This is a genomic window from Mycobacterium sp. NGS27 (assembly GCF_059813005.1).
This window is the reverse complement of the sequence record NZ_JCALDT010000009.1, coordinates 1-15,778: the sequence shown is the minus strand read 5'-3', so window position 1 is coordinate 15,778 and position 15,778 is coordinate 1. Positions and strand designations below refer to the sequence as shown.

General features: G+C 70.0%; 16 protein-coding genes. 4 read left to right on the top strand and 12 right to left on the bottom strand.

The window, feature by feature from the left end; translation table 11 throughout:
- Positions 1-94: 94 nt before the first annotated feature.
- The 9 genes from recN to AC5Y30_RS21820 form a co-directional block, all read right to left on the bottom strand.
- A complete protein-coding gene (gene recN / locus AC5Y30_RS21860) occupies positions 95-1,846 on the bottom strand; it encodes a DNA repair protein RecN (RefSeq protein ID WP_499920914.1) in 1,752 nt (583 codons plus the stop codon).
- 25 nt (positions 1,847-1,871) lie between these two features.
- Complete coding sequence (locus AC5Y30_RS21855) at positions 1,872-2,801, bottom strand: NAD kinase (protein ID WP_499920912.1); 930 nt, start codon at positions 2,799-2,801, stop codon at positions 1,872-1,874.
- A complete protein-coding gene (locus AC5Y30_RS21850; protein ID WP_499920910.1) occupies positions 2,798-3,607 on the bottom strand; it encodes a TlyA family RNA methyltransferase in 810 nt (269 codons plus the stop codon). The genes AC5Y30_RS21855 and AC5Y30_RS21850 overlap by 4 nt, the downstream gene beginning before the upstream one ends.
- A gap of 8 nt (positions 3,608-3,615) precedes the next feature.
- The gene (locus tag AC5Y30_RS21845; RefSeq protein WP_499920908.1) at positions 3,616-3,810 is read right to left on the bottom strand and encodes a hypothetical protein; all 195 of its coding nucleotides are present in this window, start codon (positions 3,808-3,810) and stop codon (positions 3,616-3,618) included.
- 23 nt (positions 3,811-3,833) lie between these two features.
- Entirely contained in the window at positions 3,834-4,868 is a 1,035-nt protein-coding gene (locus AC5Y30_RS21840) for an HAD-IIA family hydrolase (protein ID WP_499920906.1), read from the bottom strand.
- Complete coding sequence (locus AC5Y30_RS21835; RefSeq protein ID WP_499920904.1) at positions 4,868-5,668, bottom strand: tetratricopeptide repeat protein; 801 nt, start codon at positions 5,666-5,668, stop codon at positions 4,868-4,870. The genes AC5Y30_RS21840 and AC5Y30_RS21835 overlap by 1 nt, the downstream gene beginning before the upstream one ends.
- A gap of 28 nt (positions 5,669-5,696) precedes the next feature.
- Complete coding sequence (locus AC5Y30_RS21830) at positions 5,697-6,053, bottom strand: DUF732 domain-containing protein (protein ID WP_499920902.1); 357 nt, start codon at positions 6,051-6,053, stop codon at positions 5,697-5,699.
- Positions 6,054-6,152: 99 nt separating this feature from the next.
- Entirely contained in the window at positions 6,153-7,424 is a 1,272-nt protein-coding gene (gene tyrS / locus AC5Y30_RS21825; RefSeq protein ID WP_499920901.1) for a tyrosine--tRNA ligase, read from the bottom strand.
- Between the two features lie 33 nt (positions 7,425-7,457).
- A complete protein-coding gene (locus AC5Y30_RS21820) occupies positions 7,458-8,102 on the bottom strand; it encodes a DNA-3-methyladenine glycosylase (RefSeq protein ID WP_499920899.1) in 645 nt (214 codons plus the stop codon).
- Between the two features lie 110 nt (positions 8,103-8,212).
- Here AC5Y30_RS21820 and AC5Y30_RS21815 point away from each other — a divergent pair, with 110 nt between their 5' ends.
- The 4 genes from AC5Y30_RS21815 to AC5Y30_RS21800 all read left to right on the top strand — a co-directional run bounded on the left by AC5Y30_RS21815 (position 8,213) and on the right by AC5Y30_RS21800 (position 11,766).
- Positions 8,213-9,490 carry an ammonium transporter gene (locus AC5Y30_RS21815; protein WP_499920897.1) on the top strand — a complete coding sequence of 426 codons (1,278 nt, stop codon included), beginning with the start codon at positions 8,213-8,215 and terminating at the stop codon, positions 9,488-9,490.
- A gap of 80 nt (positions 9,491-9,570) precedes the next feature.
- Complete coding sequence (locus tag AC5Y30_RS21810; RefSeq protein ID WP_499920895.1) at positions 9,571-10,335, top strand: ABC transporter ATP-binding protein; 765 nt, start codon at positions 9,571-9,573, stop codon at positions 10,333-10,335.
- Positions 10,269-11,087 (top strand): ABC transporter permease, encoded by an 819-nt coding sequence (locus AC5Y30_RS21805; protein ID WP_499920893.1) that lies wholly within the window; start codon positions 10,269-10,271, stop codon positions 11,085-11,087. The genes AC5Y30_RS21810 and AC5Y30_RS21805 overlap by 67 nt, the downstream gene beginning before the upstream one ends.
- A 55-nt stretch (positions 11,088-11,142) precedes the next feature.
- Positions 11,143-11,766, top strand: a complete 624-nt coding sequence (locus AC5Y30_RS21800) for a TetR/AcrR family transcriptional regulator (RefSeq protein WP_499920891.1) — start codon at positions 11,143-11,145, stop codon at positions 11,764-11,766.
- Here AC5Y30_RS21800 and AC5Y30_RS21795 read toward each other — a convergent pair.
- The 3 genes from AC5Y30_RS21795 to AC5Y30_RS21785 all read right to left on the bottom strand — a co-directional run.
- Positions 11,732-11,947, bottom strand: coding sequence for a Trm112 family protein (locus AC5Y30_RS21795; RefSeq protein ID WP_499920889.1), 216 nt, complete (start codon positions 11,945-11,947; stop codon positions 11,732-11,734). The genes AC5Y30_RS21800 and AC5Y30_RS21795 overlap by 35 nt on opposite strands.
- Positions 11,944-14,967 (bottom strand): acyl-CoA synthetase, encoded by a 3,024-nt coding sequence (locus AC5Y30_RS21790; RefSeq protein WP_499920887.1) that lies wholly within the window; start codon positions 14,965-14,967, stop codon positions 11,944-11,946. Before AC5Y30_RS21790 ends, AC5Y30_RS21795 begins: the two co-directional genes overlap by 4 nt.
- A gap of 135 nt (positions 14,968-15,102) precedes the next feature.
- A partial coding sequence (locus tag AC5Y30_RS21785; protein WP_499920885.1) for an HNH endonuclease signature motif containing protein occupies positions 15,103-15,778 on the bottom strand: 676 nt, incomplete at its 5' end.

The following is a 15,778-nucleotide window of genomic DNA, read 5'->3' as shown; positions in this document are numbered from 1 at the left end:
AAGCCCGGGAGAGGACGGGAGGCGCGCCGTAACATCAGCCTCAGAAGTTATCTAGAGTCTCATTAGTCACAGCTGTATTACGTGTTCCGGGCGCTCAGATCTCGTCCTTCTGCGCCGCCTCGAGCAGTTCACGGGCGTGCGCGCGACCGCTGTCGGACTCGCCCAGCCCGGCCAGCATCCGCGCCAGCTCGGCGACCCGCTCGTCGTCGGCGACCCGCCGCACCACGCTGGTCCCCTTGGGCCCGGCTCCATGCACCACCAGGTGCACGTCGGCGTAGGCCGCGACCTGCGGCAGGTGGGTGACCACGATGACCTGGTGGGTGCGGGCCAGCCGCGCCAGCCGCCGCCCGATCTGCACCGCCGCCCGGCCGCCCACGCCGGCGTCGACCTCGTCGAACACCATGGTCGTGCCCGCCGCCGAGGCGGCCAGCACCACTTCCAGCGCCAGCATCACCCGGGACAGCTCGCCCCCCGAAGCGCTCTTCGCCAGCGGCAGCTGGTCCATGCCGCGGTGGGCCGCGAAGCCGAACTCCACCTCATCGACGCCGTCGGCGCCCGCGCGGGCCAGCTCGCCCGAGGGCAACCTCAACGCGGCGGCGTCGTCGGCGGCCGGCGCGGCGTCGACGGTGACGTCGATGCTGAATTGGGCGTCGGCCATCGCCAGCCCGGACAGCTCGGCGGTGACCTCCTTGGCGAGCCGCTTTGCGGCCTTGCGCCGGATGCTGCTCAGATCGACCGCGGCCTGGGCCAATTCACCCGCCAGCTCGTCGACCCGCGCCGCCAGCGCGGCCAGCCCTTCCTCGGAGACGTCGAGTTGGGCCAGTCGTTCGCGTGATTCGGCGGCCCAGGCCAGCACGCCGTCGATGTCCGCGGCGTACTTGCGTGTGAGCGTGCGCAGTTCGGCCTGCCGGGCCAATCTGGATTCCAGCGCGCTGGCATCGACCGGCAGCTCCGCCAGGAAGCCGCCCAGCTCACCGGCCGCATCGACGACCACCGTCAGCACCTCGCCGAGCTGGCCGGCCAACGCCAACAGCTTCGCGTCGTCGGTGGATTCCAGTGCGGCCCTTGCCTTTCCCAGGCTGTCGGTCGCGCCGAATCCGGATCCGCCCGCCTCGTCCGAGGACAGGGCCGCCCGGGCCCCCGCCGCGGCCTCGCGCAGGGTGTCCAGCTCGGAAAGCCGCAGGATCTCCGCAACCAGGGCATCGTCCTCGCCGGGTTGTGGGTCCACCGCATCGATCTCGTCGAGGGCGAAGTTCAGCCGGTCGGCCTCCAGCGCGAGCTCGCGCATCCGGTTGCGGCGGTCGAGCAGGTCGCGGCGCGCCGACAGCCAGGCGTCGCGCAGTTTGCCGTAGCGCTCCAGCGCGGGGCCGGCCTTCGCGAACCGGTCCAGCGCGCCGCACTGCTCCTCGGGCCGCATGAGCCGCAGCTGGTCGTTCTGCCCGTGCAAGGTCAGCAGCCCGGCGGTGAAGTCGCCCAGCGATTTGGCCGGCACGCTGCGGCCGCCGAGATACGCCCGCGACGGTCCGTCGCGGCTGACCGAGCGCAGCGCGATCACGCTGCCGTCCTCGTCGCGTTCGGCGCCCGAGGCGTCCAGCAGGTCGTCCAGCTTCGCGATCGTGGCTTCGTCGAGATCCGTTGTGGTGAAACGGCCTTCGACGATCGCCCGATCGGCGCCCGACCGCACCCGGGTCGCGTCCGCGCGGGCACCGCCGAGCAGATGCAGCCCGGTCACCACCATGGTCTTGCCCGTACCGGTCTCGCCGGTCAGCACGGTCAGGCCGCGGTCAAACTCCCCCACCGCGGCGCTGATGGCACCGAGCGACTCGATGCGGATTTCGGTCAGCATTCAGCGAGCACCAGAGCTAAGGCCGTCAGTTCCCGCGCCACCCGGTCACCGGCAGCCGGAATTTGCGCACCAGCCGGTCGGTGAATGGGGCGCTGTCCAGCCGGGCCCATTTCACCGGTGTGTCGCAACGCTTTACCTCCAGCCGGCTCCCCGCCGGGACCAACATTTCGCGGCGGCCATCGCAGAACACCAAGGCGTCATGGCCGTCGGCCTCGATCTCGATCGCGATGGTGGCGTCCGGGCTGGTGACCATGGGGCGGGCGAACAGCGCGTGAGCGTTGTTGGGTACCACCAGGATTGCCTCGAGGTCCGGCCACAGCACCGGCCCGCCGGCGGAGAACGCGTAGGCGGTGGATCCGGTGGGCGTCGATACCAGCACCCCGTCGCAGCCGAACGCCGACACCGGGCGTCCGTCGATCTCGAGGACGACGCCGAGCACGCCCAGCCGGGGGCCCTTCTCCAGGCTGACTTCGTTCAGCGCCCAGCCGTGCACCGAGACGTCGCCGCCGTGGCGCACCATCACGTCGAGCGTCAACCGGTTCTCCACCCGATAATCGCGTGCGACAACATGATCCAGCACCCGGTCGATGGCCTCGGCCTCGGCCTCGGCCATGAAGCCGATGCGGCCCAGGTTGATGCCGAGCACCGGGATGTTGGCGTTGCGGGCCAGTTCGGCGGCCCGCAGGAACGTGCCGTCGCCGCCCAGCGCCAGCACCAGTTCGCAGCCCGCGGCCGCCTGCGGGTCGGCGTTGACCACCTCGATCTCGATGCCGAGGGCGCGCATGTCGTCGGGGGCCAGGTGCATCGGCCCCTTGTCGACCGCCTCGGCGGACAGCACACGAAGCTCGATTCCGTTGGCGCTCAGCACTTTCTGCACGCGCCGCGCGGTCTCGGTGGCCTCGTCTCGGCCGGTGTGAGCCACCATCAGCACGGTGCGTGACGCGCTTTCACTCACCGTGGCCCGCTTTCCACCGCGCGCCGCACCGCCGTCACCAGTTCGTCGCCGACGAGGGGGCTATCGGTCTGGGCGCGCAGCCGCAGGAAGTACTCGACGTTGCCCGACGGGCCCGGCAGCGGGCTGGCGGTGACGTCGACGGTGTGCCAGCCCAGCTCGCCGGCGCGGCCGGCGACCGCCAGCACGGCCTCGGCGCGCAGGCCGGGGTCGTGCACCACACCACCGGCGCCGACCAGGCCCCGGCCCACCTCAAACTGCGGCTTCACCATGGGAACGATATCCGCGTTCGGTGCGGCACATCCAGTTAGCGCCGGCAAAACCGTGGACAGCGAAATGAAGGACAGGTCGGCCACCACCAGGTCGGCCCGCCCGCCGACCGCCTCCGGCGTGAGGTCGCGCACGTTCGTCCGTTCGACGACGACCACCCGGGCGTCGCTGCGCAGCGACCAGGCCAGCTGGCCGTATCCCACGTCGACCGCGACCACTTCGGCGGCCCCGCGATCCAGCAGGACTTCGGTGAAGCCACCCGTCGACGCGCCGGCATCCAGGCAGCGACGGCCCGCGACCGAGATCTCGAAGGCGTCCAGCGCCCCGATCAGCTTGTGCGCTCCGCGCGACACCCAGCCGCGCTCGCCGTCCTCGGCGACGGTCAGGGCCGCGGTGACCGCGACGGCGGTGCCCGGCTTGCGCGCCGGCATGCCGTCGATGCAGACCTTCCCCGCACCGATCAACTCGGCGGCCTGCTGCCGGGACCGGGCCAGGCCGCGCCGGACCAGTTCGGCGTCAACGCGGGCGCGTCGCGACATCCGCGCACTCAGCCCTTCTCCGCCGACTCCAGCGCGGCCAGCAGCACGTCATGCGCCTCGGACAGGCGGCGTGCTATTTCTTCCAGCTCGTCGAGCTGGCGTTCCAGGGGCACCTGCTCGGGGTCTTCGCCGTCCCCGGGCTGGGGCAGCCGCGCGAGCAGGGCGTCGATTTCGGCGCGAATCTCGTCGGGATCGATAGTCATCGCGTTCCTACGCTAGTCACCCGTCAGTCCGTGTGCACCAAAGACCAGCGCCCCAGCGCGGCGCGCGCCCGGTCGTCGGCGGCCTCGATGCGCACCTCGCCTGAGTCGGAATCGGGGCGCGCGTACACCGCGGCGGCGACCGCGCGAACGATCGACAGGCCATCCCCGTCGTCGTCCGCCCCGTCGACACTGACCGTGATCTGCGCGTCCGCGGCCTCGACCCGCCAGCCCGGCTGCGGCCCGACCGCGAGCCGCCCGGCGTCGGTGTGCAGTGAGCGCAGGTCGTTCCCGATATAGGTGGGACGTTGGGCGGGCTTGGCGTAAACCGCGTCCCGCGCGGAATTGACCCCGGTGAGCACCATCAGGCTGGGCAGCTCGGCGGCGTTGGCGCCCGCGATGTCGGTGTCGAGCCGGTCCCCGACCACCAAGGGATCACGAAAGTCGCCGCGGGCCGCGGCATCTCGCAGCAGTCCGGGCGCCGGCTTGCCGGCGACCTCGGGCTCGCCGCCGGTGGCCGCCCGCAGCGCGGCCACGAACGATCCGTTGCCGGGCAACAGCCCGCGCTCGGTGGGCAGCGTCAGGTCGACGTTGGACGCCACCCACAGCGCCCCGTCCCGGATGGCCAGCGCGGCCTCGGCCAGCTCCGGCCACCCGATGGTCTGCGACAGACCCTGCACGACCGCGGCCGGGCCGTCGTCGTAGCTGCGCACCGCGCGCAGCCCGACCGCCGTGATCTCGTCGGCCAGGGCCTCGGTGCCCACGATCAGCACCGGGGAATCGGGCGGCAACCGGTCGGCCAGCAGCCGCGCCGCGCTTTGGGCGCTGGTGGCGACGTCGTCGGCGACGGCGGTGAAGCCCAGCTCGGTCAGGTGCGCGGCGACCTCGTCGGCGCTGCGCGACGCGTTGTTGGTGACGAAGTAGGCGCGGCTGCGCACCTGCGCCAGCGCCTGCACTGCGCCCTCGGTGGGACGACGGCCGCGAAACATCGTGCCGTCCAGGTCTATCAGCAGGCAGTCATATTGCTGCGCAAGGGTTTTGGCGTGATCCGAGCCGGTCATCAGCCGAGTTCACTGACCCGGTCTTCGGCGTCGGTGACGCCGTCGACGTCCGCGGCAGCGGAGTGCAGGAACCACTGCAGCGCCTCGTCGTCGCGGCCGAGCGCCAGCAGGGTGTCCGCGTACGCGTAGAACAGCCGGGCGGCCGTCGTGCCGGTGCGGGCGGGGTCCAGTTGCGGCGTGGACAAGATGGTGAGCGCCTGCTCGAGCTGGCCGAGGTCCGCGCGCGCCCCGGCCGCGACGATGCGCAACTCGTCGGCGTCGTCACCGCTGAGCTCGGCGGCCTCCGGCCCGCGCGCGAGTTCGATCGCCCGCTCCGGGCGGCCAAGTCCCCGTTCGCAATCGGCGATCAGCGCCAGCAGCGAGGACTTGCTGCCCATCCTGCGGGCCGCGCGCAACTCGGCGAGCGCCTGTGCCCAGTCGCCGCAGTGATAGGCGGCGATGCCGACCGCTTCGCGAATGGTGGCGATCCGGCCGGACCGGGCGCGCGCGGCCCGGGCGTGGCGCAAGGCGGCCTCCGGGTCTTCGTCGAGCAGCTCGCCCGCGGCCACCAGGTGGCGCGCGACGGCGTCCGCGGTCGCGCGGTCCAGCGTGCTCAGGTCGCGCCGGATCTCGGGCGCCAGCTGCTTGGCTTCCACGCCGGGCGGTATCGGCGGCCCGTCCTGCGGCGCGCGATCGGCCTGTGCCTCCCCACGTCCGGCGGCCTGCGGCTGGGCCGGGCGCGCGCGGCCCGGACCCGACCAGCCGTTGGACGCCGGCCGCCCCCGCCGTTCGCCGCGCTGTCGTTGCCTGTCGTCGACCACGCAGCCGAGAATACGGGCAGCCCGCCGCCTAGCTTTGCGGCCGGTTACCCACCAGCGGCGCGATCAGCGCCGGGCAGTAGGTCGCGATCGCGACGATGGTGAACCGGCCCGCCATCTCGTAGGACATTCCGTTGCCCTCGGCCATCTTGGCGGTCACCTCGTCGAACGACCCGCCGGGCTCGAACAGCATCGGGCACACCGACTGCCCCATCGCCGTGGTGCCGGTCGGCTGGGTATAGGAAACTCCGGCATTCGTCAGCGCCGAAAGGAACGCATTGCTCACCACGTCTGCGCGGATCGGCGCCGACAACGCCAGCGCCACCAGGCCGGTGCTCACCCCCAGGATCGGCAGACCGGTCAACCGCACACGCGTCGCGAAAAGCACCGTGACAACAGTGGTCCCCGTGGGTCACGTCGAGGGCACGGTGAGGTAAAGATTCGTGCACGCACGCGTTTCGCGCGGCCCGTCCGGCCCCGGGTCCGGCTAAAGCTTTTCGACACCGGCGACGGTGCGCTTGCCGCGGCGCAGCACCAGCCATTTGCCGTGCAGGAAGTCCGTTGGCCGCGGCGCCCACTCCTCGCTGTCGACGCGGACGTTGTTCACCGAGACGCCGCCCTCACCGATGGTGCGGCGCGCGGCCTTGCGGCTCTCGGACAGCCCGCTGGCCACCAACAGGTCGACGATCCCGTCGGGCGCACCGGGTTTGAGTTCGGCGATCGGGGTTTCGCGCAGCGCCGCGGCCAGCGTGGCCTCGTCCAGGCGGTCGAGTTCGCCCTGCCCGAACAGCGCCCGGCTGGCGTGCTCGACGGCGTCTGTGGCCGCCTCGCCGTGCACCAGCACGGTCAGTTCGCGGGCCAGGCGCCGCTGGGCGGCGCGCTGCTGCGGGCGCTCGGCCGTCACCTGTTCCAGCTCGCCGAGCTCGTCGGCCGTCAAGAAGGTGAACCAGCGCAGGTACCGGACCACGTCGGCGTCGGCGGTGTTGAAGAAGTACTGGTACCAGGCATACGGCGTGGTCAGCGCCGGGTCCAGCCACAGGCTGCCGCCCCCGGTGGACTTGCCGAACTTGGTGCCGTCGGCGGCGGTCACCAGCGGCACCGTGAGCGCGTGGACCGAGGCGCTCAGCTGCTGGCGCACCAACCGGACGCCGGCGATGATGTTGCCCCACTGATCGGAGCCGCCGATCTGCAGGGTGCAGCCGTAGCGGCGGTGCAACTCGACGTAGTCGTTGGCCTGAAGGAGCATGTAGCTGAACTCGGTGTAGGAGATGCCGTCGCCGTCGAGACGCCGGCGGACGGTGTCGCGGTCCAGCATGACGTTGACCGAGAAGTGCTTGCCGATGTCACGCAGGAACTCGATCGCCGACAGCGGGCGGGTCCAGTCCAAATTGTTGACGACGACGGCGCCTGTCGGCGACTCGTCGAAGTCGACGAAGCGTTGCAGCTGCCCGCCGATCCGCTCGGTCCATTCCGCGACGGTGTCGGCCTCGTTGAGGGCGCGCTCGCCGATGTCGCGCGGGTCGCCGATCATGCCGGTGGCCCCGCCGGCGAGCACGATCGGGCGATGGCCGGCGCGCTGGAACCGGCGCAGCGCCAGCAGCGGCACCAGGTGCCCGGCGTGCAGGCTCGGCGCGGTGGGGTCGAAGCCGGCGTACACGGTCAGCGGCCCGCGCCGGGCTTCGGCGGTCAGCGCATCGAGGTCGGTGGACTGCGCGATCAGGCCGCGCCAGCCCAGCTCGTCGATGATCATCTCGCCCATGATCCAAGATCCTTCCACCCGGGAACCGTCCGGCTAGTCGCTGGCGCCCGGGGCCGGCGCGCGGGGGCTGCGGCGATACGCCGAAACCTCCGGGCGGCCGGGCAGCCACAGCCGCCAGGGCCGGTCGGCGGCCTGGCTGACTCCGACGCGCGGGCCGGCCGTCGCGGTCAGCGGTTCGTGCAGTTCGAGGGTCACCGGGCTGTTACGCGCGAAGAGGTCAATGCCGTTGTCGTCCATGGTGATTCCCATGGCAGAGCATAGGTTGCCGGGGCCGCGCGCCAGGGCGGCGGTGCGCACCAGCTCGCCGCGACGGGCGCGCGCGACGTCGGTGCCGTCGTCGATGGCCGCGGCGCGCAGCAACACCGCCGCGGCGGTGCCGTCGGGTCCGCAGGAGACGTTGGCGCAGACGTGGATGCCGTGGCTGCGGTAGGTGTACAGCCGCCCGGGGGGCCCGAACATCACGAAATTGCGGGCGCGCAACCCCTTGTACGAGTGTGCGGCGGCGTCGGGCCAGGGACCGTCGGGAACTCCCCCATAGGCCTCGACCTCGATGACCGTCCCGCTCACGCCCCGCGCGGTGAGGGTGGCGCCCAACAGCCGGCGCGCGGCCTCGACCGGGTCGACTAACAGCCGCGCAGCAGCCGTGCCTTGGCGAAAGCGTCCTCGAGCCCCGGCCACATCAGATCCTGAATCCTCTTTTCTTGAACCCAACGAACCTACCGGCAGGCCGAACGTGGCAGTATCCCGGTGTCCCGTGACCCCAGGGGCCGCGAGAAGGAGCCCACCTCATGCATGCGATCGATCCCGCCGCCACGGCGTGGCTGTTGGCCAGCACCGCGCTGGTTCTGCTGATGACCCCCGGCCTGGCGATCTTCTACGGCGGCATGGTCCGCACCACCGGTGTGCTGAACATGATGATGATGAGCTTCATCTCCATACCGCTGGTGACGGTGGCCTGGCTGCTGGTCGGCTACACCATTGCGTTCTCCGAGGACGGGGTCAGCGGACTCGCCGGCAACCTCAGGCATTTCGGGATGCTCGGCATCACCCCCGGCACCGTCCACGGCACTGTCCCCGAACTGCTGTATGCCACCTTCCAGCTGACGTTCGCGATCATCACGGCCGCCCTGGTCAGCGGCGCGATCGCCGACCGCGCCAAGTTCGCCGCCTGGATGGTCTTCGTCCCGCTGTGGGCGATCGCCGTGTATTCGATTGTCGCGCACTGGGTCTGGGGCCCCGGCGGCTGGCTGGCCAAGCTGGGCGTCCTCGACTATGCGGGCGGGCTCGTCGTCGAGATCGTCTCCGGGTCTTCGGCACTGGCGCTGGCGCTGGTGCTCGGGCCGCGCATCGGGTTCAAGAAGGACGCGATGCGGCCGCACAACCTGCCTTTGCTGTTCGTCGGTGTCGGGCTGCTGTGGTTCGGCTGGTTCGGTTTCAACGCCGGTTCCGCCTTGGCCGCCAACGGAACCGCCGCGGCCATCTTCCTCAACACGCTGGTCGCCGGGTGCCTGGGCATGCTGGGCTGGCTCTCTGTCGAGCAGATCCGCGACGGCCGCCCCACCACTTTCGGTGCGGCGTCGGGTGTGGTCGCCGGCCTGGTCGCCATCACCCCGTCCTGCGGGACGGTCAACACGCTCGGCGCGACGGTCGTCGGGCTAGCGGCGGGCATCGTGTGCGCGTTCGCGGTGGGGGCGAAACTGCGCTTCAACTATGACGATTCGCTCGACGTCGTCGGCGTGCACTTCGTCGGCGGCGTGGTCGGAGTGTCATTGATCGGTCTGTTCGCGACGGCGGCCATGACGGCGGGCCCGCAGGGCCTGTTCTACGGGGGCGGCTTCGGCCAGCTGGGCAAGCAGGCGCTGGCGATCGGCGTCGTCGCGCTTTACGCGTTCGCCATGACGTTCGTGTTGGGCAAGGTCATCGACCGGCTGATGGGTTTCCGGGTCAGCGCCGAAGACGAGACCACCGGCGTCGACCTCACGCAGCACGCCGAGACCGCCTACGCCGAGGGCGTGCACGGCCACCTGCCGCAGCGCCGCCCCGCCACCGGCGAGCGGTTCAACTAGCACACCGGCGCCGCGCCGCCTCCTGACCACCCTCAATCTCGGCCTTGACAACCCCGCGCGACCGGACGATTATTCATCGCATGATGAGTTCATCGCATGATGAATTAATTCCCGGTCCGGTGGAGCCGGCGGTGCGCATCGAGCACCTGCGTGTCGTTCGCGGAAAACGCCCAGCGCTGCACGACTTCTCGGTGCAGATCGCCGGGGGCAGCATCACCGGCCTGCTCGGCCCGTCCGGCTGCGGCAAGACCACGCTCATCCGCTGCATTGTCGGCACGCAGATCATCACGTCCGGCGCGGTCAGGGTGCTCGGCAGGCCGACCGGCTCCCCCGAACTGCGCCACCGCATCGGTTACCTGCCGCAGGACCCGACCATCTACCACGACCTGCGGATCGTGGACAACGTGCGCTATTTCGCGGCGCTGTACGGCTTCGACGGCCAGGCCGCCGATGCCGCCATCGACCGAGTCGGATTGACCGATCACCGGACTTCCTTGTGCGCCAACCTGTCCGGCGGTCAACGCACCCGGGTTTCGCTGGCGTGCGCTCTGGTCTGCCAGCCCGACCTGCTGGTGCTGGACGAGCCGACCGTGGGCCTGGACCCGGTGCTGCGCGCGGACCTCTGGGAGCAGTTCGCCGAGCTGGCTCGCACCGGGACCACGCTGCTGGTCTCCAGCCACGTGATGGACGAAGCCGACCACTGCGGCGACCTGCTGCTGATGCGCGACGGCCGGTTGGTCGCCCACACCACCCCGACCCAACTGCGAGAGGACACCGGATGCACGTCACTGGAGGACGCGTTTCTGTCCATCATCAAGCGCAGCACCATGCGCGAAGCGGGCTGAGCCTGCGCGGCTACACCGCGACAACCGCACGAATCCTGCGCCAGCTGGTCGCCGACCATCGCAGCGTCGCGATGATCCTGTTCGTGCCCGTCCTGGTGATCAGCCTGATGTACTTCATGTTTCAGAACGCCCCGCACCGCCCCGGCACGCCGACCCCGTTCAACAACGCCTGCCTGATCCTGCTCGGCCTGTTCCCACTGTTCGTGATGTTCATCATCACCGCGATCACCATGCAGCGCGAACGGGCCTCCGGCACGCTGGAGCGCATTCTGACCACGCCGCTGCGCCGCCTGGACCTGCTGATCGCCTACGGCACCGCCTTCTCCATCGCGGCTGCGGCGCAAGCGATTCTGGCGTGCCTCGTGTCGTTCTGGCTGCTGGGTTTCGACACCGCCGGCAGCCCGGCGTGGGTGTTCGTCATCGCGATCGTCAACGCCGTGCTGGGAGTCGGCCTGGGCCTGTTGTGTAGTGCGTTCGCCCGCACCGAGTTTCAGGCCGTGCAGTTCATCCCGTTGGTGATGGTGCCGCAGCTGCTGCTGGCCGGCATCATCGTGCCGCGCGCGCTGATGCCACACTGGCTGCAATGGATCAGCAATGTGCTGCCGGCCAGCTACGCGCTGGAGGCCCTGCAGCAGGTCGGTGCGCACCCGGAGCTGACGTTCATCGCGGTGCGCGACATCGTCGTGGTGCTGGGCTTCGCCCTGGCGGCGCTGTGCCTGGCCGCGGCGACACTGCGGCGACGGACACCCTAGTGGCGATGGCAAGCGCGGCGCTGCCGGGCGCTGCGGGTCGCCACGGCGGGTCCACGTGACGACCACCAATGCCGGGCGCCGGCGGCGGGGGCGGCCGGCCGGAAACTCCGACACCCGCGACCGTATTCTCGAAAAAGCACGGGAGCTATTCGCGCGCAACGGGATTCGCAATACCTCGATTCGCGCGGTGGCCGCCGCGGCGGGAGTGGATTCGGCGTTGGTGCATCACTATTTCGGCACCAAGCAGAAGCTGTTCGCCGCGGCCGTGCACATCCCGATCGACCCGATGGCCGTCATCGGCCCGTTACGCGAGGTGCCCATCGAGGAGCTCGGCTACCGGATTCCGTCAACGTTGTTGTCGCTGTGGGACTCCGAGGTTGGTGCGGCGTTCATCGCGACGCTGCGCTCGATTTTGGCCGGTTCGGAGTCCAACCTGTTCCGGACGTTCATCGAGGACGTGATTGGCGTGGAAGTCGGCTCCCGAGTGGACAATCCACCGGGCAGCGGAACCATCCGGATCCAGTTCGTCGCGTCACAGCTGGTCGGCGTGGTGATGGCGCGCTACATCCTGCAACTGGAGCCGTTCACATCGCTAGCGCCCGAGCACATCGCACAAACCGTCGCACCGAACCTGCAGCGCTACCTCACCGGGGATCTGCCGGACGGCCTTGTGCCATGAGCCGGGCGTGCTCGTCGTCGCCGACATCGCGCGCCTCGTCGATGAGCAGCACCGGGATGCCGTCCTCGATGCGATAGGCGCGCCGCAACCGCGGGTTGTAGAGCAATTCGGACCCGACCAGCACCAACGGTCCCCGGTCGTCCGGGCACACCAGGATGCTCAGCAGCGCGTCATCGATCATGATTGCGCTCCACTCAGCTCGGAACGGGCTCCACTGGTCATGCGGCGGTACTGGTTGGCGTCGGCATCGAAGCACCACACCTGACGCCCGGCCTTCGGAATCCCGGCCGCCCGTAGGGCGCTGACCGTCGGCCGGAACGTCGCGCTCAGGTTCATCTCCGGCACCACACACACGATGTCGGGACCCAGGCCGATCGGAAGCTTGGCGAAGGCCTCGGTCAGGTCGGCCGCGGTGATGGAGGCCCCCGGCAACAGCGTGACCGCCGACGCCGCCACCTCGTGATCGCCCACCGGCACGTTGTAGGTCACCGCGAGGTCGACGCCGTTGATGCAACCCAGCGCGTCGGTGACCGGCTCGGCGAACACCAGGCCGCGCGCGGTGCGCACCACCGAGCCGCGCCGGCCCGCCAGCCAGAAGTCGCCGTCGTCGTCGCGATAAAAGAGGTACTCGGTCGAGATCCAGGTGTCGCCGGCGGCGAAGACGCCGCGCTTGACCGACGCGCTCGGATCGACCGGGCCGTTGGACGCGGCGAGCAGGACGCCGACCTCGTTGGGTTCGGCGATCTGCACGAAGCCCCGCTCGTTCTCCAGGATCAGGTCGTGCTCGACGTCGTAGGCGCCCAACTCGATTCGCCCGGCACCCGGCAGCGGGCGGCCCTTGCTGCCGACCTTGGCGCCGGACACGTTGGCCAGCACCGCCTGCCCGTCGGTGGTGGCGAAGAACTCGACGACGTGAGCGGGCGCAAATGCCTCGACGACGCGCCCCCACAGGCCGGTTGGCATACCGGAACCGATGAACAGCCGCACCGGGTGATTGCCTTGCAGAACGAATGCGGGATCGTCGACGATCTCGCGAAGCATGGCCCACGTGTAGGACACCACGGTGACGCCGTACTGGCGCACCTCTTGGACGAATCGATCCCGGTCCAGGCCGCGCGACAGCGCGATGCGGGTGCCGCCGACGACTGCGCCGCCCAGGCTGACCAGCAGAGCCGACTCGTGGTGCAGCGGCGTCAGGCAATAGACGGTGTCGCGGCGGTCAAGGGCGGCCGTCGAGGCGGTGCCGAAGGCGGACACCGCCCAGCGGTAGTTGGTGATCTGCTTGGCCACCAGCTCGCCGCCCGCCGCGCTGAACGCGATGAACGCCAGATCCCGGGCCAGCCCCGGGTTGGGGCGGTACCACCCGGGCAGCTCGACGGCATCCGGGTCGATCTGCTCCATGTCGATGACGTCGGAGTCGTCGGGCAGGTGCAGGTCGCGCGACTCGCCGCCGCCGAGAACCAGCACCTGGCGCAGCCCCTGGTCGGACCCGCGCACCGCGTCGAGGTTGGCGGGGTCGGTGAGCAGCTCGGTCACTCCCCCGAGCCGCACCGAGGCGGCGAGGTCGGCGTCGGGCCGCATCACCACCGCGATGGCGCCGAGCCGGGACAACGCGGCGATGGCCACGAGCGCGCTGGGCCGGGTCTCCATCAGCACGCCGACCCGGTCTCCCTGCCTCACCCCGACCTCGATCAGTCCGCGAACGACGTTGTTGACGCGCCGGTTCACCGCCTCGTAGGTGTGCACGCGGCCGTCGAACAAGAGGAATTCGCCCTGGGGCGCGTTGTGAGCCTGTTCTTCGATGATTCGGCCCAGCGAAATCCGGGTGTGGTCGTTGATCTGGCCCAGGCGGACCAGTCGCGGAATGGTGCGAGCCGTCTCGACGGCCAGGGTGCGCACCGACTTGTTGGCCGCGACGACGGTGGTTGCGGCTCCGCGCACCAGCCCCAGCGCCGCCTCGGAGACTTCGCCGACCCCGTGCGCGACCCGGGAGCTCAACGCGACGCCGCTGTCGGTGTGCTCCTCGGGCTGATCGGCCATCAGGTCGATGCTGTCGGGTTTGTCGCCCCCGACGGACAGCCACTTCACCCATTCGGCCACCGTCGGCCAACTCTGTTGCGCCGCTTTGGATCCGACGACCAAACCGAAATGACCTGTGCGGATGGTGGATTCGTACACTTCGGCGTCCGGCGCCGCCCGCCGGATACCGCGCACCGATGCCGGCTGCCCGATGTCGTCCACCTCGCCGACGAAGGCCAGTACCGGGCAGGTGATGTCGGTGAGGGTAACCATTTGGCCGTTGACGGCGAACCCGCCCGTCATCATCCGGTTGTGGGCGATGAACTGCTTGAGCAGTTCGGAGATGGCCGGGCCCGACCAGGCGATCCAGCCCTCGCGCTCGAGGAAGCGGCGCTGCTGCTCGCGCGGAAGCAGCGCCTCCCGGTCGTGCAGCTGGCGCACGAAGTCGACGCGCGCCTTGGCGGTCTTGAGCGGGTCGAGCATCTGGAAGCCGGTCCGCGCCATCCAGCTCGGGATGGCCAGCCGGCTGAAGACGTGGTCGGCCATGAAGTTGGCGGCCGGCGCGGCGAAGTTCGCCGGGATACCCATGGGCAGCGCGGCCAGGGTGTCGACCGGCGAACCGAAGGTGACGATGCTGGCCAGGCTTTTCGAACGCCGGTAGGCGGCCACTTGGTAGCACCACATGCCGCCCTGCGAATAGCCGACCAGATGGATGTCGCTGCCGGTCGTGTCCCTGACCGTGTCGATGGCCTGGCTGAGCGCGACGATGTGGTCGGCCAGGGTGCGACGCATGCCCCCCTCGACCTTGTCGGGCTCGCCGAAGTCGATGACCCAGGGGTCAAGCCCGCGGGCGTGCAGGATTCCCACGGCGCCTTCGTCGCGCGTGACGTCCCACATGTCCGCAGACATCATCATCGGGTGCACCATCAGCACCGGCGGCCCGACGGGCGACTGGCCACCGCGGCTGTCCGGCGGGAAATACCGCCGGAGCTTGTACATCGGCACGCTCTCGACGATCTGCGACGGCGACGGGACACTGCCGGTTTCCAGGCCCCCCAGTCGCAAGACTTCCAGCCCGTTCTGCGCTGTAGCGATCAGCCGCTCGACCGGTCGTGTGACCATCGAAAAATTGAGATCCACTGCTGCTCCCTGAGTGTTGACAGCTTGGACATCATGGCACATCAGGCCAGCTAGAAGGGCAGTGGTTCCCCAAACGGGCAGCCGATCAGATCGATGGTCGGCCCGGTTCCGCGCCGTTTAGGGCCGCGGCGTCGGCGGCGTGCCACCCAACCATGTGAGAACCAGCCCGATACCCCGTTAGAACGGTGGCGGGTCGTCGTCGGACCCGTAGGCGGTGGGCCAGGTGGAGTTCACCGTGGGGCCGGCCCGGGACAGTCGTGCGTCGCGGTTACGGCGGCGTTCGGTGGCGATGCGTGCGGCGCGGTTTTGGGTTCGGGTGGTGCGACGTTTGGGCATCATCGCGGTGCGCTCGGCGCAGTAATTGGGCGCCACGTCGGCTTCGGCGGCGGGTATCGCGCCGGTGGCCATGCACAGGCTGGGAAACAGCAGCGCGCTGCCCGGGGTGGTGACGTAGGTGTGTCCGGCCGGTGAGACGAGGATCAGCGTGCCGTCGGGCAGCTGCTGGTCGCGCCACCCCCAAAACGTTTTCACCAAATGATGTGTGCGGCATAAGCACTTGAGATTCGAGGCGTGCGTGGGCCCGCCGGCGGCGTACGGAATCGTATGGTCAAGGTCGCACTCGGACGCCGGGCGATCACACCCGGGCCAGCGACACGTCAAATCCCGGCACCGCACGAAATCGGCCAACGCCCTCGACGGCACATAACCAGAATCCGGGCCGGCATCACCGGGATGGATCAACGGCACCAGCTTCGCCGAGGCGCCCAGCTCGGCTATCAACTCCGGCGCGACCAACCCCTCAGCACCCATCTCGACCGCCGGTGCCCGGCCATCACCTAGCGTGGGACGCTCG